Here is a 16196-nt window from a genome sequence, read left to right as displayed (position 1 = left end):
TACCGCGTCGTTACGTTGCCATTGGGCGGCGATTGTGCGACCATTCCTGTCAGACGCACACGTGCAGGTCGACAAAGTTTGCCGGTTGCAATTACCCAGTGTCAAGGTTCGCCAAGGAGACGAAGGATGCAGACGCTTCCGCCCGCCCGCTGGTCGCCGGCCTTCGCGCGGCGCACCCGGGGCGCCAGCGGCGAACTCGCTGCCATCCTGGCCCTAGCGAGCGGCAGCGATCTCATCACCTTTGCCGGCGGTTTCCCCGACCCTGAGACCTTCCCCGTCGCGATCCTCGCCGAGCTCACCACCTGCCTGCTCGCCGAGGACGCCGCCGTGGCCCTGCAGTACTCGCCGACCCCCGGCCTGCCCGGGCTGCGTGACGCGCTGGCCGGCCGGCTCGCCGACACCGACGGCCGCCGCCCGGCCGACGCCGAACTCATGGTCACCTCCGGTAACATCGACGCGCTTGGCCTCCTCGCCAAGGCGCTCCTCGACGCAGGCGACAGCGTCGCCGTCGAGGCGCCGACATACCTCGGCGCCATCGATGCCTTCCGCGGCTTCGAGGCGGACGTGCGCGGTGTGCCCGTCGACGACGGTGGTATCGACGTCGCGGCGCTCGAGCGCCTCTGCCGCGCCGGCTCGACGCCGAAGCTCGTCTACACGATCCCAGATCACCAGAACCCGACTGGGATCACCATGTCCGCGGAACGCCGCGCGGCGCTGGTCGACGCATGCCGCCGCCACGGGGTGCTCATCATCGAGGACGTCGCCTATCGCGACCTCACCTTCACCGACGAGCGGCCGCCGACACTGTGGTCGCTGGGGCCCGACATCGTCGTCCAAGCGGGCACGACCTCGAAGACCTTCTTTCCCGGCGTGCGTCTGGGATGGGCGGCCGGGCCAGCGGAGGTGATCGCGCAGATGGTGCTGGCCAAGCAGAACTCCGACCAGTGTGCCGGCGCTTTCGGGCAGCGGCTCCTCGAGGAGTACCTCCGCGGCGGCCACATGGACACGCAGCTGCGCGCCTCGAACGCGCTGTACGCGCGCCGCTGCCACCGCATCCTCGCATCGCTCGGCGTCCACATGCCCGCCGGCATCAGCTGGACCCGCCCCCACGGCGGATTCTTCGCCTGGCTGACCGGCCCTGACCGGCTCGACACCACCGCCCTCGCCGCCCGCGCGCGCGACGCGGGCGTCGCCTTCGTCCCGGGGCGTCCCTTCTATCCGCACGGCGGCGGCGCCAACCAGCTGCGCCTCGCCTTCAGCCTCGCAACCGAGGACGACATCGACGAGGGGATCCGCCGCCTCGGCGCACTGATCACCTCAGCTCTGGAGAACTGATGACCAACAGTTCGCAACACTTCACCATCGATGCCGGCGGCACGCCCACCGCGGCCGGTCGCTACGTCGACGTCAACGCCATCGAGTCGGTCGAGTTCGTGCCCGGCCTCGGTTTCCGACCGGTGCTCGGCGAGCGGACGATGGTCAACTTCGTGTCCTTCGAGCCGCACACCGAGGCACCGATGCACGTCCACGAGGAGGAGCAGATCGTGCTCGTCCTCGATGGCGAGTTCGAGTTCGAACTCGACGGCGACGTCCGCACCATGCGCGTCGGCGATGTCGCCGTGGTTCCTGCGTGGGTGCCGCACGGCGCGCGCACGCATGACTCCTCGTGCCGCGAGATCGACGTCTTCAACCCGCCGCGGCGCTCCCTGCTCGAGCACGCGCGGAACCAGTCGCCGGCCCCGGGCGGCGGCGGCTAGGGTGAACCTCAACTTGCAGGGCCGCCGCGCGCTGGTCACTGGCGGCTCCAAGGGCATCGGCCTAGCCATCGCCGAGGAGTTGGTGGCGGAGGGCGCCGACGTCGCCATCTGCGCGCGCAACCCCGCCGAGGTGGAGGCTGCAGCGGAGAAGTTGCGAGCCGCCGGCCGGACGATCCACGCTGAGGTGGCCGATGTCACCGACCCACAGCAGGTCATCGATTTCGTCGAGCGATCGGCCGCCGCGCTCGGCGGCATCGACATCCTCGTCAACAACGCCGGCGCCGCGCACCCGGGCAATTTTGAATCGCTCGCCGATGAGGACTGGCAGGACGACCTCGACGTCAAGCTCTTCTCGCAGGTCCGCTGCACCCGTGCCGCCCTCCCCCACCTCCGCCGCAGCGCCGCTCCCCGGGTCATCAACATCAACTCGGTCTACGCCAAGTATCCCAACCCGCAGTTCTTCGCCACCAGCGTCAATCGCGCGGCCTGCCTCAACCTCAGCAAGGCGCTCGCCTTCGAGTACGGCCCGGAGAAGATCCTCGTCAACAGTGTCAACATCGGCTTCGTGGTGACACCGCAGTGGAAGAACATCAAGGCCATGCGCGCGCCCGAGGCCACCGAGGAGGAGTTTTTCGCGACACTGGTGAGAGACGAGGTGCCACTGGGTCGGTTCGGCACCGCCGATGAGGTCAGCGGCATCGTCGCCTTCCTCGCCAGCGACCGCGCCAGCTACCTCACCGGCAGCTCCATCGACGTCGCCGGTGGGATGGGCAGGTACGTCTGATGTGCCGTCTGCTCGGCTGGGTGGCGAGGCAGCCGGTCAGTCTCGCCGATTCGCTCGGACGCGAGGAGCTCGAGGGCTTCGTCGCCCTCTCGCGGCAGCACGCCGACGGCTGGGGTATGGCCCGTCGGTCGCAGCCGGGGGCAGACGGTCCGCCCCTCGTCGAACGCTCGACGACCTGCGCGGCGAAGGATCCGGCCTTCGCCGGCCTCACCTCCAGCGCGGCCGCTGACGCTGGCTTCGTGCACCTGCGCTGGGCGACGCCCGGTCACGCCGTGCTGCCGGCCAACACTCACCCCTTCGTGCACGAGGACATGGCCTTCGCCCACAACGGCGCCATCCATCCGTTCGACCGTCTCGACGACATCCTCCCCGACGGCTGGTCGGCGCAGATGACGGGGAGCACCGACAGCGAGCGCTACTTCCTCGCGGTGGCAGAACGACTCCAGGCCGGCGCCTCGATGGACGACGCCGTCGGCGGCGTCGTGCGCCGCATCTTCCGGGACTTCAACCCGACCAGCCTCAACGCCATGCTGCTGACGAACGAGGCGTTGTACGTCGTCAGCGCCCACGACCCGACGCGCGCGCCCTCCCTCTGCGAGACCAGCGGCGGGGATGATCCGTCGACCGCCACCGACGTCGCGTTCTACGACCTTCGCTACCGCGCCGGCGCCGACGCCGTGATCGTCGCGTCCTCCGGTTTCGACCAGCCGGATGGAGCATGGCAGCCCCTCGAAAACATGACCCTTCTCCGCGTCGAGCGGGTGACGCTGACGACCTCGACGGTGCCTCTCGCCGCCTGACCGTCGACGCTCCTGTGACGCAGGCCACAGCGGCGGGTCTGCCGCCCGGCGGGCGACTCTCCCCGGGCAACGCGCGCGCCGCGATCGCGGGCGTCGGACGTTCGTTTGCGCGGCTTGCGTCGCCCTATCGCGAGACACCGGCCGGTCTGGGAGAAGCCGGTCGCGAACGGGACGGTGGCCACTCCCCTCGCCAGCTTCAGCGCCCGCCATACCCGCTCCGACGGCCGGCGGACCCGCCGCTCGCTCCTCGGCCGCAGCAGGGCCGAGGTCCGCGACAAGCTCCAGACCGCCCTCCGGGCCGAGGCGGCCGGGCTGCCGGTGCCATCTGAGCGCCTCACGGTCGGCACGTTCCTCGACCAGTGGCTCGCCGAGTCAGTTCGGCCGAGCGTCCGGCCCCGGACATACACGAGCCACGCCGGGATCATCCGGCTTCGCCTCGCCCCGGGTCTTGGCCACCTCCCCTCGCCCGCCTCACCCCGCAGCAGGTCCAGGCCTTCCTCAACGCGAGGTCCGCTGAGCGGCTCGCGCCCCGGACCGTCGCGTACATCCGAGCCGTCCTCCGTCAGGCACTCGGCCAGGCCGAGCGATGGGGGATCGTGACCCGCAACGCCGCTCGACTCGCCGAGCCGCCACGGGTACCGCGCCGAGAGGTGAGCCTCCTGTCACCTGAGGAGGCGCGGGTCTTCCTCGAGGCCCTCTACCTTGTCGCCCTCGGGCTGGGACTTCGGCAGGGTGAGATCCTCGGCCTCGCGTGGACCGACATCGACGTCGAACGCGCGACGCTCACCGCTCGCCACGCACTCCAGAGGGTGAATGGCCGACTCACCCTCGTCGTGTTGAACCGAAGTCGGCGACAAGCCGCCGCGTTGTCGCCCTCCCGGTGATCGTCCTCTACGCCCTCCGTGCTCATCGGACCCGCCAACGGGGGGAGCGCCTCCTCGCCGGCTCACGCTGGCACGACGATCCGCGCGGCCTCGTCTTCACGACGACGGGCGGGACGCCGATGGATGGCATCGCCGTGACCCGCCGGTTCGAGGCGCTCCTCGTGACCGCCGGCCTGCCCCGTCAGCGGTTTCACGATCTCCGCGATGCCTGCGCCTCGCTCCTCCTCGCCCAGGGCGTCTCGCCCCAAGTCGTCATGGAGACGCTTGGGCACAGCCAGATCAGCCTGACGCTCAACACGTACAGCCACGTCATCCCGGCGCTCGGGCGCGCGGCGGCGGAGCAGATGGACGCTGTGCTTGCGATGGCCATGTCCGTCTCGGTCCTCCCGGGGCGCTGCTCGTCACGGCACTGTAGCGGACGGATCCGTGGCCCGGGTCATGCACGCCGCCGCGAATGAGCGTCAGGTGCCCCGCAAAGCGGCAGCGACCGCTGGTCGCGTACCCTAGCGATCGTCGCGCCCGTCGCCGCAGGAGTCAGCACCGGTTTGATCCGCCCTCGGGGTTCGGTCCCGCCGTCCCGTCCGCATCCGGGCGGCGCGTCGCGTTCGGCGCACCCTGCTGCAGACCGCGCCCGGATCCTCGCTCGATGACCGTCGGCGCCGAGGTCGGGATCTTCGCGATCAGTGTCGCGGCCGGCGTCGTCGGCGCCCTTGCCGGCGTGGGCGGCGGCCTGTTCGTGGTCCCGGCCCTGACCGGCCTGTTCGGGGTGGACATCCACCTCGCCATCGGGGCGAGCATCGTCAGCGTCATCGCGACGAGCTCCGGCGCGGCGGCCGCCTACGTCCGCGACCGGCTCACGGACATGCGGGTCGGGATGTTCCTGGAGCTCGCGACGACGAGCGGGGCGATCGCCGGAGCCCTCCTCGCGGCCGTGGTCGCGCCGGCCCTCCTGTTCATCCTGCTCGGCGTCGTCCTCCTCTTCTCGTCCGTCCAGCAGACCTTCAAGCTGCGCGAGGAGCTGCCGCCATCGCTCGAGGAATCGCCGCTCGCCCGCCGCCTCGGGCTGAGCTCCGCCTATCCCGACGCGCGGCTCGGTCGCGACGTGCCGTATGCCGCCCAGCGGATCCCGCTCGGGTTCCTCCTCATGGGCTTCGCCGGGCTCGTCTCCGGGCTCCTCGGGATCGGCTCCGGAGCGCTCAAGGTCCTCGCCATGGATGGCGCGATGCGGCTGCCGATGAAGGTCTCGTCGGCGACGAGCAACTTCATGATCGGGGTGACCGCGGCAGCCTCCGCAGGGATCTATCTCGCCCGCGGCGACGTGGACCCGCGGATCGCCACTCCGGTGGCCCTGGGCGTCCTCGCCGGCGCGACGGTTGGCGCCCGCCTCCTGCCCCGTCTCGCCAATCGCCACGTCCGCTGGGTCTTCATCCCGGTCCTCATCATCATCGGGCTGCAGATGCTCGTCCGCGGTCTCGGGCTCTGACGATGACGCCGGCCCGGTTCCGCGTTCTCGTGAGCGGCGTCCTCATCCTCGGGGTCGGTGCGAGCGCCGTGCTCATCCTCATCGGGCTCGTGGGGTCGACGATCGTCGGCTGGGACGGATCGCTCGTCGGCCAGGCGCCGTCGGCGACGATCGCGACCGACTTCGCGGGCGTCTTCACCGGCATCGGAGCCCTTCGCCCGATCGCGTTCGCCCAGCTCGGGCTGCTCGTCCTCATCGCGACGCCGGTCATGCGGGTCGCGACGTCCGTGGTCGCCTTCGCAACCGAGCGGGACTGGCTGTACACGGCGATCACGCTCGTCGTCCTCGGCATCCTCCTCGTCAGCCTGTTCGCCATCCGCTAGCCGGACGACGAAGGCCCGCCGCCCGGAGATGCGCTATCCTCCGTCGGAGGAATGAACAGTTCTGGTGAGATTTGAGTAGACCTTCGATCCGCCGCGAGCGTCGTTCGGACTGGCTCGCCCTCGGCGAGGCGAGCGCGCTGCTCGGGGTCTCGGCGGGCACGCTCCGTCGCTGGAGCGACGATGGCCGGATCCAGGTGTACACGACACCGGGCGGGCATCGCCGATTCAATCGCCCGGCCCTCGAGCGACTCCTCCCGAGCGATCGGCCTTCGAGGGTCTCGCTCGTTCGGTCCGCGCTCACGCCCGCGCGGCTCGCCCGTGCCTACCGGCGCGAGGCCGGTTCGGCGGGCGAGCAGCTGCCGTGGCTCGGATCGCTCACCGCGGATCAACGCGACTGGTTCCGCACGCACGGCCGGCGAATGGCCGAGCTCCTCCTCGGCCATCTCGACCCGACGGAGCCGGTCGATGTGGACCATGCCCTCAGGGAGGCGACCGCCGAAGCGGCAGCCTACGGACGGATGGCCGCCGGACTCGGCCTGTCGCTCGGCCAGTCCGTCGAGGGGTTCCTCCAGTTCCGGCGGCCCTTCCTCCACGAGCTCGCCGCTGTGTCGGCGCGCCGCGGTCTCGAAACGGCCCAGACGACCGAGCTCCTCGAGCGTGCCGAACGCTCGCTCGACCGCCTCCTCGTCGCGACCATGGCCGCCCACAGCGTGGGCCTCGTCGGTGTCGGAGAGCGCCCGGCGCGGACGGTCCGCATGCGGGTCCCCGGCGGGGAGGACGCATGACCGAGGGTGGGCGGCCGTCGAGTTCAGGGCGTCTGCGGCGCTCGGAGGCGTCGGCGCCGTCGGCGCCCCCGTCGCCCTCCATCGATCGGCCGCGCCTCCGAGGGATCGTCGCCCATGCGACGACCGTCCCAGCGGAGGATCGGGACCGGTTCGCTCGCCGTCTCCGCGCGGATCCCCCACCGGCATCGGTCGTCATCGAGACATGCCATCGCGTCGAGGTCTATGGCGTCGGCGACGACCGCGGGTCGTTCGCCGGCGAGCTGCCTGCGGGCGCGCGGCGCCTCGACGAGCGGGCTGCCGCCGAGCACCTCATCGCCCTGGCGGTCGGGCTCCGATCGGCGATCCTCGCGGAGGACCAGTTGCTGCATCAGCTCCGCTCGAGCGTCGAGCAGGCGCGCGGCCGCGGGCCGCTGCCGGTCGAGGTCGATCGGCTCCTCGATCTCGCCCTCCGGGCCGGACGGCGCGGCCGAAGCTGGCTCCCGGCGCGCCGGCCGTCGCTCGCCGATGCGGCCCTCGACCTGCTTCCCGGATCCCTCGCCGGTCAGCGCGTCATCGTCGTCGGGACCGGGCCCATGGGTCGTCTCGCGATCGCGGCGGCTGCCCGGCACGGCGCACGGGTCGGCGTGGCGAGTCGGACACCGGAGCGGGCAGCGTCGGTGGCGGCCGACGCCCATGCGGACGTCGTGGCGTTCGATCCGGGCCCGACGATCGCCGAGGCCGCGGCCGTGATCGTCGCGCTCCGCGGCCCGTGGACGATCGGTCCGGCGACGGAGCGCGTCCTTCTCACCGGCGACACGTGGATCGTCGACCTGTCCGCTCCGCCCGCGACCTCGGCGCAACTGCGGGCCGCGCTCGGCGTGCGGTTCATCTCGATCGACGATCTCGCGACCGGGCCGGAACCGGTGGCCGACGATCGGCTCGTGCGGCGGCTCCGCGCCCTCGCCGAGGCGACGGTTGCGGAATACCTCGCGTGGGCGGAGCGGGAACCCGTCCGCGCGACCGCCCGGGCCATGGCCGAACGGGCGGAAGCGGTCCGGGCGACCGAGCTCGGGGAGCTGTGGCGCCGCCTTCCGGACCTGCCGACCGCCGAACGCGACGAGATCGAGCGGATGACCCGGCACCTCGCCGAGCGCCTCCTCCGCGAGCCACTCGAGCGCCTCGGTCAGGACGCCGACGGGCGCCATGACCGTGCCGCCCGGGAGCTCTTCGGCCTGTGAGCGCGGGATCGGTCCGCGTCGGGACGCGCGGGAGCCAGCTCGCCCTTGTCCAGGCCCGCCTCGTCGTCGCCGCGTTCGAACAGGCAGGCGAGGCTGCCGAGATCGTCGTGATCGAGACGGCCGGGGATCGGCGCGCACCCGACACGGCGTGGGGCGAGGGGGCGTTCGTCGCGGCCATCGAACGGGCGCTCCTCGCTGGCGAGGTGGATGTCGCCGTCCACAGCGCGAAGGACGTCCCGACGGACGAGGATCCCCGCCTGCGTATCGCCGCGATGCTCGAGCGTGCCGAGCCGACGGACGCGCTCGTTGTCCGGTTCGGCGACGCCGCCCGCTCCGTGGCGGAGCTGGCGGAGGGAAGCCGGGTCGGGACGGACAGTCCGCGGCGGACGGGGTTCCTCCTTGCCCGACGGCCCGATCTGCGTGTCCATCCGCTGCATGGCAACGTCGATACGCGGCTCCGCCGGCTCGACGAAGGCGAAACGGACGCGCTCGTCCTCGCCACGGCGGGCCTCTGCCGGCTCGGGCGGGACGATCGCATCGTCGAGCGGCTCGATCCGTCCACCATCCCGCCGGCGCCGGGCCAGGGTGCGATCGCCGTCCAGGTGCGGGCAGAGGACGACCGGGTTGCGGCGCTCGCCGAGGCGATCGATCATCGGCCGACGCGGATCGCGGTCGAGGCCGAGCGCCTCTTCCTCGCCCGATCCGGCGGTGGTTGCCGCGCCCCGATCGGCGCTCTGGCGACGATCCACAGGGATCGCCTGCGGTTCATCGGTGGCTACGCGCTCCCGGATGGCTCGGCGGTGGCGGTCGAGCAGGTGGAGGGGCGGATCGACGATCGGGAGGCGCTCGTCGAAGCGCTCGTCGATCGCCTTTCGGTCTCGGTGCCCGGCGTTGCGGTCCGTCCGACGGGCTCCGGGCACGGCGACCGGCCCGCGGACGACAGCGGATCCGGGCCGCGACCGCGGGTCCTGGTGACGCGCGCCGCGAGCCAGGCGCGATCGCTCGTGGCGGCACTCCGGGAGCGCGGCATCGATCCGGTCCCTATCCCGACTATCGAGATCGAACCGGCGGCGCCGGCCGATCTCGTACGGGCGATCCGGGCAGGGATCGAGGTCGGTGGGAACATCGCCTGGATGATCGTGACGAGTCCGAACGGCGCGACCGCGGCGGTGGCTGGCGCGGCCCGGCTCGGGGACCTCCTCGGCGCTGCGCGCTGGGCCGCCGTCGGCACGGCGACCGCGGCGGTCCTCGCCGCCGCCGGGATCCCCGACGTGTGGCTGCCGCGCGTCGCCCGAGGCCATGCGATCGGCGAGGACCTGCCGATCCACGTCGGCGATGCGGTCGTCGTGATCCGCGCCGGGTCCGGCGATCCCGCGCTGACGGCGGCGTTGACGGCGCGGGGTGCGCGCGTGGCGGAGGTGGTCGCCCACCGCACGATCGAGGGACCGGCGACGTCGCGCGATCGCCTGCACTCGGTCCTCTCGGAAGGTCGCCTCGACGCGATCCTCTTCGCGAGCGGATCCGCCGTCCGCGGCCTCATGTCGCTCGCGGGACCGACGCTCGGCGAGCGTGCCAGGGCGATCCCGGTCGTCGCGATCGGCCCGGCCACCGCGGAGATCGCCCGCGAGCACGGCTTCGCCGTTCTCGGCGAATCGTCCGTGCAACGGACGGATGCGCTCGCCGAGCGGACCGCCGAACTGCTGCGCGCCCCGATCGGCGCCGCCCGATGACGACGACCAACTCGCTCGACGTGGCGACGGCGCTCGACGTGCCCAGGCCGCGCGACCGGCCGCGCCGGCTCCGTCGCAACGCGGCGCTGCGGGCCCTCGTCCGCGAGACGCGCCTCGATCCCTCGATGTTCGTGGCTCCACTCTTCGTCCGTCCGGGCCGGGGTGTCCGCGAGCCGATCTCGTCGCTGCCGGGCCAGGCGCGCCTCTCGCCGGACGAGGTCGTCCGCGAGGCGGAGCGGCTCGCGACGCTCGGCGTCGGCGGGATCATCCTCTTCGGGCTGCCGGCGACGAAGGACGACGCCGGGACCGACGCGTGGTCGGACGAGGGGATCGTCCAGGTGACGCTGCGCGCCCTGCGGGATCGCGAACTGCCGCTCGCGCTCATCGCGGACACGTGCCTCTGCGAGTACACGACCCACGGGCATTGCGGCCCGATCGATGCCGCCGGGACCGTCCTCAACGATCCTGCGCTCGAGCGGCTCGCCGACGCGGCGGTCGCCCAGGCTCGGGCCGGCGCCGACATCGTCGCCCCCAGCGCGATGATGGACGGCCAGGTCGCCGCGATCCGGTCCGCGCTCGATCGCGACGGCCGGCTCGGGACCGCGATCATGGCCTACGCGGCGAAGGCCGCCTCCGCGTTCTACGGCCCGTTCCGTGAGGCGGCGGACAGTGCCCCCACCTTCGGCGACCGGCGCGGCTACCAGATGGATCCCGCGAACGGCCGCGAGGCGATGCGCGAGATCGCCCTCGACGTGGCCGAGGGCGCGGACATCATCCTCGTCAAGCCGGCCATGCCGCAGCTCGACCAGATCGCGGCCGCCCGGGCCCGGTTCGACCTCCCGATCGCGGCCTACCAGGTGAGCGGCGAGTACGCGATGCTCGCGGCCGCCGCCGAGCGGGGCTGGCTCGACGGCCGACGGGCGACACTCGAGGCGGTCACCGGGATCGTCCGCGCCGGCGCGGGCATCGTCATCACGTACGCGGCCGCGGATCTCGCGTCCTGGTTGTCGGAGGAACGATGAGCGAGTCCACGTCGCACGTCTATGTCCAGGCGCTCGCGCTCTCCATCGCCCGCGAGTGGCGACGGTGCCCGCCGTCGCAGCGCTCCGCGGATCTCGAGGCGTTCCAGGGCGCCGAGGCGGCGACCGCCGGCGATGGCGTCCGCAGCGTCGTCTACTCGAGCATCGGCCTCGAACCCGGCGTCGACCTCGTCCTGTGGCGGTGGTCGGAGACGGTCGATGCGCTCGAGCGCTCCGCCGCCCGGACGCTCCTCTCGGGCCTCGGGACCTCATGCGACGTCCGCCACTCGTTCATCGGGCGGACGGCCGCATCGCAGTACGCGGTCAGGCCGTCCGACCAGGAGGCCGGGCTCATCGGCGGAGAACGCGATCGGTACCTCATCGTCTACCCGTTCACGAAGTCAACCGACTGGTACCTCCTCTCCCGAGAGGCGCGCCAGGGAGTCATGAACGAGCACATGAAGGTCGGCCACACGTACCCGAGCGTCCGCCAGGCGCTCGCCTACTCCTTCGGCGTGGACGACCAGGACTTCCTCGTGGCCTACGAGACGGACGACCTGGCGGCCTTCGGCGAGCTGGTGCGTGAGCTCCGCGGAACGGACTCGCGCCGGTCCACCGTCCGTGACACGCCGATCCTCCTCGCGATCCGACGGAGCCCGGACGAGCTCCGCGAGCTCCTCGGCGCATGACGACGCCGGTCCGGGACGGCGCCGCTCCGCCGATCGCCGACCGCCAGGCTGCGCTGCGGGCTCGGGCCGCGGCGCTGTTCCCCGGCGGGGTGAGCAGTCCCGTCCGGGCGTTCCGCGCGGTGGGACGCGCGCCCGTCGTCCTCGAGCGGGGCGCCGGGGCATACGTGTGGGATGCCGATGGGCGTCGACTACTCGACCTCGTTGGCGCCTGGGGGCCGGCGATCCTCGGTCACGGCGATCCCGCCGTCGTGGAGGCCGTCCGCGAGGCCGCCCTCAGCGGCTTCGCCCTCGGGGCGACCCATCCGCTCGAGATCGAGCTCGGCGAGCGGATCCTGGCGGCGATGCCGTCGCTCGAGCGACTTCGCTTCACCTCGTCCGGCACGGAGGCGGCGATGAGCGCGGTCAGGCTTGCGCGCGCCGCGACGGGCCGCGACCTCGTCGTGAAGTTCGCCGGGGCGTATCACGGCCACTCGGACGGCCTCCTCGTGGAGGCGGGTTCGGGCGTCGCGACCCTCGCCATCCCCGGCTCCGCCGGCGTCCCGGCGGACGTCGCGTCGCTGACGATCGTCCTGCCGTTCAACGACCCGACCGCCCTCACCCTCGCGTTCGCCGAGCACGCCGGGCGGATCGCCGGTGTCATCGTCGAGCCCGTCGTCGCCAACGTCGGCGTCATCCCGCCGGAGCCGGGATTCCTCGAGGCACTTCGTGAGGTGACCCGGGCCGACGGCGCGATCCTCATCTTCGACGAGGTCATCACCGGGTTCCGGGTGGGGCCCGGCGGCGCGCAGGCGCGCTATGGGGTCCGACCGGATCTCACGGTCCTCGGCAAGATCATCGGCGGCGGCATGCCGATCGGGGCGTACGGCGGACGGTCGGACCTCATGGGCCTCGTCGCCCCGGAAGGTCCCGTGTATCAGGCCGGCACGCTCTCCGGGCACCCACTCTCGATGGCCGCCGGGATCGCGACCCTCGACCGGCTGACGCCGGAGCGGTACCTCGACCTCGAGAGCGTGGCCGCGGACCTCGCCGAGCGACTCGCCGCCGCCGCTGCGGCCGCCGATCGCACCGTCGCCGTCAGCCATGTCGGATCGCTCCTCACGGTCTTCTTCCGGTCCGCCGCCCCGATCGACGCGGCCGAGGCCCTGACCGCCGATCGTTCGGCCTACGCCCGGTTCTTCGGCGCGATGCTCGACCATGACGTGCTCCTCCCGCCGTCCCAGTTCGAGGCCTGGTTCCTCTCGTTCGCCCATGGTCCGGCGGAGATCGAGACGATCGCGGCCGCCGCCGTGGCGGCGTTCCGGGCGTGAGCGGGTGACCGATCGATTCCTTCGCGCCTGTCGTCGCGAGCCGGTCGATGCGACACCGGTCTGGTTCATGCGACAGGCTGGTCGCTCGCTCCCCGAATACCGGGCGATCCGGGCACGGGCGACGCTCGCCGAGATCGTCCACGATCCGGCGCTGTGCGCCGAAGTGACGCTCCAGCCGGTCCACCGGCTCGGCGTCGACGCGGCGATCCTCTTCGCCGACATCACGACCCCGCTGACGGGGATCGGCATCGGCGTCGAGATCGTCGACGGGGTGGGCCCGGTCATCGAGCGGCCGGTCCGAACCGCCGCCGACGTCGCGGCGCTCCGACCGTTCGACGCCGAGGACGCGGTCGGGCCGCTCCTCGCGGCGATCCGGCTCGTCCGTCGTGAATCGACCGTCCCCCTCATCGGCTTCGCCGGCGCGCCATTCACCCTCGCCTCGTACCTCGTCGCCGGCCGCGGCTCGCGCGATGGCGCCGAGATCCGGCGGCTCATCGGCTCCGAGCCGGCCGTCGCCGGAGCGCTGCTCGACCGCCTCGTCGACATGACCCTCATCTACGTTCGGGCGCAAGTGGCGGCCGGCGTGCAGGCGGTCCAGATCTTCGACTCGTGGGTCGGCGCTCTCGGGCCGTTCGCGTACGAGCGTTCGGTCCTGCCGCCGACCCGACGGCTCTTCGCCGGTCTCGCCGACCTCGGCGTCCCGACGATCCATTTCGGGACGGGCACGGCCGGGATGCTGCCGCTCGTGGCGGCGGCGGGCGGAGACGTCATCGGCATCGACTGGCGGATCGCCCTCGGCGCTGCATGGACGCTCGTCCCGGACCGGGCCGTGCAGGGGAACCTGGATCCGGCGACGCTCCTCGCGCCGTGGGACGCGGTGGAGGCCGAGGCACGCTGGGTGCTCGCCGAGGCGGCCGGCCGGCCGGGCCACGTGTTCAACCTCGGCCACGGCGTGCTCCCCGGAACGGAACCTGACACGCTCCGGCGTCTCGTCGACCTCGTCCACGAGGCGCGCGTGCCGGCGACGGTCCGATGACCGCGCTCCGCGTCGCCGGCGTGCCGATGAGCGGGGCGGAGCGGCTCGTCGCGGCGAGTCGCCGCGAACCGGTGGACCGGACCCCCGTCTGGTTCATGCGCCAGGCCGGCGGCTCCCTGCCCGCCTACCTCGCGCTCCGCGAGCGGCGCTCAGTCGAGGAGATCGCCACGACCCCGGAGCTGTGCGCGCAGGTGAGCCTCATGCCGGTCGACGCGTACGGCGTCGACGGCGCGGTGATGTTCGCCGACATCATGCTGCCGGTGGCGGCGATGGGGATCGAGCTCGAGCTGACACCCGCCGGGCCGGTCGTCGCGGCGCCGATCCGCACGGCGGACGACGTCGCCCGCCTCCACCCGATCGACGCCGAGACGGACCTGCGGCCCATCCTGGAGGCGATCCGGCTCGTTCGCCACGACGTCGGTGACCGGGCGGCGGTCATCGGGATCGTCGGCGGTCCCTTCACGCTCGCCTCGTACCTCATCGAGGGCGGACCGTCGCGCGACAAGCTCGTGGCGAAGGCGTTCATGTATCGCGAGCCGGTGGCCTTCGCGGCCCTGCTCCGCCGCCTCACGGACGCCCTCGTCGGATACGTCGCCGCGCAGGTGCGGGCCGGCGCACGGATCGTCCAGGTCTTCGACAGCTGGGCCGGCACGCTCGGTCCGGCCGACTACGTTGAGCGCGTCGCGCCATCGACGGCGGAGCTCTTCGCGGCCGCAGCGGGAGTCCCGACCATCCATTTCGTGGCCGGTTCGGCCGGGATCCTCGACCACGTCGCCGCGACCGGGGGCGACGTCATCTCCATCGACGCGGGCCAGTCTCTGGCGGCAGCGTGGGCGCGGCTCGGGGACCGCCGCGGCGTCCAGGGCAACCTCGATCCCGCTCGCCTCCTCGCCGGCTGGGCGGTGGTCGAGGCCGGGGCGCGCACCGTCCTCGACGAGGCGAGCGGCCGACCCGGCCACGTCTTCAACCTCGGCCACGCGATTCCGCGGGGGACGGATCCGGGCATCCTTCGCGACCTCGCGAGCTTCGTGCACGAACAGACGGCGCGTCCGGGCTTCGTGCTCGAACAGACGGCGCGTCCGAGCCCGATGACGACATCCGACCCCGCCCGAAAGGATCGACCGTGACCGCGCCATCTCCCGATCGCTTCGGCGTCCTCCTCATGACCTACGGCTCGCCGAGGTCCCTCGACGACGTGCCGCGGTACATCAGTGCCGTCCGCGGCGGGCGCGCGCCGGACGAGGATCTCGTGGCCGAGTTCACCCGCCGCTACCGGGTCATCGGCGGATCGCCGCTCGTCGAGATCACCGCCGCCCAGGCTGCCGCCCTGGAGGCGAACCTCGGCGGTCGAGCGGTGGTCCGGACGGGGATGCGGTTCTCGGCCCCGTCGATCGTCGACGGGCTCCGGGCGCTCGCGAGAGCCGGCGTGCGCCGCGTCGCGGGGATCATCCTCTCGCCTCAGTACTCGCCACTCATCATGGGTGGCTACGGCCGGGCGGTGGACACGGCCCGCGTCGAGCTCGCCGCGGCCGGGGAGGTGGCGCCGGAGGTCCGCATCGCCGGCGCGTGGCATACGGAGCCGGCATTCCTCGACGCCCTCGCCGCCCGGGTGACCTCCGCCCTCGCCGCGTTCGTGCCGGACGAGCGCGACGAGGTCCCGGTCCTGCTCACCGCGCACAGCCTCCCGCGCCGGGTCGCCGACGAGGAGCCTGACTACATCGCCCAGCTCACGACGACCGCGACGGAGGTCGCCCGCCGGACCGGCCTCGCGGCTGCGCGGTGGACATTCTGCTGGCAGAGCGCGGGGCATGAACCGGGGGAGTGGATGAAACCAGACTTCGCCGACCTCATGCCGGTGCTCCGAGCGCAGGGCCGCCAGTCCGTCCTCATCGCCCCGGTCCAGTTCCTCGCCGACCACCTCGAGATCCTCTACGACGTGGAGGTGGGGGCCCGCGAACAGGCCGAGGCCGCCGGGCTCCGCTTCGCCCGGATCGAGTCGCTCAACACCGATCCGCGTTTCATCGACGCGCTGGCGTCGGTCGCGACCGCGACGCTCGCCGAGCCCGTGCCCGCGCCCTGAGCGCTCGCCGCGCCCCGGGGGTCGTCATCCGCCTGACCGTGGTGCCACGGCGGCCGGCGACGCCGCCCTCGGCGGTTTGCGCCGAGCGGCGGCCCACGGTGGCCGCGCCCGACCGGATATCCGTCAGGCAGATGGTGGGCGGGACCGGCTGGAGGTAAGGCGACCGGATATCCACAGGGCCGATGGCTGGATCGACGCCCGACTCCTCACGTCCCGCCCGCCGCACGGTCACGGGTTGCGCCGCTCCGTCGGGTCGGGCGATA

General features: G+C 72.6%; 18 protein-coding genes. All 18 read left to right on the top strand.

What is annotated here, in order from left to right; all coding sequences use genetic code 11:
- Positions 1-15: 15 nt before the first annotated feature.
- The 18 genes from IVW53_06665 to hemH all read left to right on the top strand — a co-directional run bounded on the left by IVW53_06665 (position 16) and on the right by hemH (position 15933).
- Complete coding sequence (locus IVW53_06665) at positions 16-1335, top strand: PLP-dependent aminotransferase family protein (GenBank protein ID MBF6605251.1); 1320 nt, start codon at positions 16-18, stop codon at positions 1333-1335.
- Positions 1335-1757: a cupin domain-containing protein gene (locus tag IVW53_06660; GenBank protein ID MBF6605250.1), complete on the top strand. Its 423-nt coding sequence runs from the start codon at positions 1335-1337 to the stop codon at positions 1755-1757. Before IVW53_06665 ends, IVW53_06660 begins: the two co-directional genes overlap by 1 nt.
- A 1-nt stretch (position 1758) precedes the next feature.
- Entirely contained in the window at positions 1759-2541 is a 783-nt protein-coding gene (locus IVW53_06655; protein ID MBF6605249.1) for an SDR family oxidoreductase, read from the top strand.
- Complete coding sequence (locus IVW53_06650; GenBank protein MBF6605248.1) at positions 2541-3341, top strand: class II glutamine amidotransferase; 801 nt, start codon at positions 2541-2543, stop codon at positions 3339-3341. The genes IVW53_06655 and IVW53_06650 overlap by 1 nt, the downstream gene beginning before the upstream one ends.
- 174 nt (positions 3342-3515) lie before the next feature.
- Complete coding sequence (locus tag IVW53_06645; GenBank protein ID MBF6605247.1) at positions 3516-3941, top strand: hypothetical protein; 426 nt, start codon at positions 3516-3518, stop codon at positions 3939-3941.
- On the top strand, positions 3938-4225 hold the full coding sequence (locus IVW53_06640; GenBank protein ID MBF6605246.1) for a hypothetical protein: 288 nt from the start codon (positions 3938-3940) through the stop codon (positions 4223-4225). The genes IVW53_06645 and IVW53_06640 overlap by 4 nt, the downstream gene beginning before the upstream one ends.
- The gene (locus IVW53_06635) at positions 4222-4683 is read left to right on the top strand and encodes a tyrosine-type recombinase/integrase (protein MBF6605245.1); all 462 of its coding nucleotides are present in this window, start codon (positions 4222-4224) and stop codon (positions 4681-4683) included. The genes IVW53_06640 and IVW53_06635 overlap by 4 nt, the downstream gene beginning before the upstream one ends.
- Before the next feature lie 188 nt (positions 4684-4871).
- Positions 4872-5708, top strand: a complete 837-nt coding sequence (locus tag IVW53_06630; protein ID MBF6605244.1) for a sulfite exporter TauE/SafE family protein — start codon at positions 4872-4874, stop codon at positions 5706-5708.
- Between the two features lie 2 nt (positions 5709-5710).
- Positions 5711-6070: a DUF1634 domain-containing protein gene (locus IVW53_06625; GenBank protein ID MBF6605243.1), complete on the top strand. Its 360-nt coding sequence runs from the start codon at positions 5711-5713 to the stop codon at positions 6068-6070.
- 71 nt (positions 6071-6141) lie between these two features.
- Positions 6142-6855, top strand: a complete 714-nt coding sequence (locus IVW53_06620; protein MBF6605242.1) for a helix-turn-helix domain-containing protein — start codon at positions 6142-6144, stop codon at positions 6853-6855.
- Entirely contained in the window at positions 6852-8072 is a 1221-nt protein-coding gene (locus tag IVW53_06615; GenBank protein MBF6605241.1) for an NAD(P)-binding domain-containing protein, read from the top strand. Before IVW53_06620 ends, IVW53_06615 begins: the two co-directional genes overlap by 4 nt.
- The gene (gene hemC / locus IVW53_06610; protein ID MBF6605240.1) at positions 8069-9802 is read left to right on the top strand and encodes a hydroxymethylbilane synthase; all 1734 of its coding nucleotides are present in this window, start codon (positions 8069-8071) and stop codon (positions 9800-9802) included. The genes IVW53_06615 and hemC overlap by 4 nt, the downstream gene beginning before the upstream one ends.
- Positions 9799-10824: a porphobilinogen synthase gene (gene hemB, locus IVW53_06605; protein MBF6605239.1), complete on the top strand. Its 1026-nt coding sequence runs from the start codon at positions 9799-9801 to the stop codon at positions 10822-10824. Before hemC ends, hemB begins: the two co-directional genes overlap by 4 nt.
- The gene (locus tag IVW53_06600; protein MBF6605238.1) at positions 10821-11510 is read left to right on the top strand and encodes a chlorite dismutase family protein; all 690 of its coding nucleotides are present in this window, start codon (positions 10821-10823) and stop codon (positions 11508-11510) included. The genes hemB and IVW53_06600 overlap by 4 nt, the downstream gene beginning before the upstream one ends.
- A complete protein-coding gene (gene hemL / locus IVW53_06595; protein MBF6605237.1) occupies positions 11507-12817 on the top strand; it encodes a glutamate-1-semialdehyde 2,1-aminomutase in 1311 nt (436 codons plus the stop codon). The genes IVW53_06600 and hemL overlap by 4 nt, the downstream gene beginning before the upstream one ends.
- On the top strand, positions 12759-13853 hold the full coding sequence (hemE, locus tag IVW53_06590; GenBank protein ID MBF6605236.1) for a uroporphyrinogen decarboxylase: 1095 nt from the start codon (positions 12759-12761) through the stop codon (positions 13851-13853). The genes hemL and hemE (IVW53_06590) overlap by 59 nt, the downstream gene beginning before the upstream one ends.
- Positions 13850-14980: a uroporphyrinogen decarboxylase gene (gene hemE, locus IVW53_06585; GenBank protein MBF6605235.1), complete on the top strand. Its 1131-nt coding sequence runs from the start codon at positions 13850-13852 to the stop codon at positions 14978-14980. The genes hemE (IVW53_06590) and hemE (IVW53_06585) overlap by 4 nt, the downstream gene beginning before the upstream one ends.
- Entirely contained in the window at positions 14977-15933 is a 957-nt protein-coding gene (gene hemH, locus IVW53_06580; GenBank protein MBF6605234.1) for a ferrochelatase, read from the top strand. The genes hemE (IVW53_06585) and hemH overlap by 4 nt, the downstream gene beginning before the upstream one ends.
- Positions 15934-16196: the final 263 nt, after the last annotated feature.

Source organism: Chloroflexota bacterium, assembly GCA_015478725.1.
Lineage (GTDB): Bacteria > Chloroflexota > Limnocylindria > Limnocylindrales > CSP1-4 > C-114.
The sequence above is the reverse complement of the archived record's forward strand: the minus strand, read 5'-3'. Positions and strand labels throughout refer to the sequence as shown.

Coding starts and splice junctions, on each gene's coding strand:
- hemE (MBF6605236.1), top strand. CDS start 12,759: ATGGTCCGGCGGAGATCGAGACGATCGCGGCCGCCGCCGTGGCGGCGT.
- IVW53_06660 (MBF6605250.1), top strand. CDS start 1,335: ATGACCAACAGTTCGCAACACTTCACCATCGATGCCGGCGGCACGCCC.
- IVW53_06650 (MBF6605248.1), top strand. CDS start 2,541: ATGTGCCGTCTGCTCGGCTGGGTGGCGAGGCAGCCGGTCAGTCTCGCC.
- hemL (MBF6605237.1), top strand. CDS start 11,507: ATGACGACGCCGGTCCGGGACGGCGCCGCTCCGCCGATCGCCGACCGC.
- IVW53_06600 (MBF6605238.1), top strand. CDS start 10,821: ATGAGCGAGTCCACGTCGCACGTCTATGTCCAGGCGCTCGCGCTCTCC.
- hemE (MBF6605235.1), top strand. CDS start 13,850: ATGACCGCGCTCCGCGTCGCCGGCGTGCCGATGAGCGGGGCGGAGCGG.
- IVW53_06625 (MBF6605243.1), top strand. CDS start 5,711: ATGACGCCGGCCCGGTTCCGCGTTCTCGTGAGCGGCGTCCTCATCCTC.
- IVW53_06630 (MBF6605244.1), top strand. CDS start 4,872: ATGACCGTCGGCGCCGAGGTCGGGATCTTCGCGATCAGTGTCGCGGCC.
- hemB (MBF6605239.1), top strand. CDS start 9,799: ATGACGACGACCAACTCGCTCGACGTGGCGACGGCGCTCGACGTGCCC.
- IVW53_06615 (MBF6605241.1), top strand. CDS start 6,852: ATGACCGAGGGTGGGCGGCCGTCGAGTTCAGGGCGTCTGCGGCGCTCG.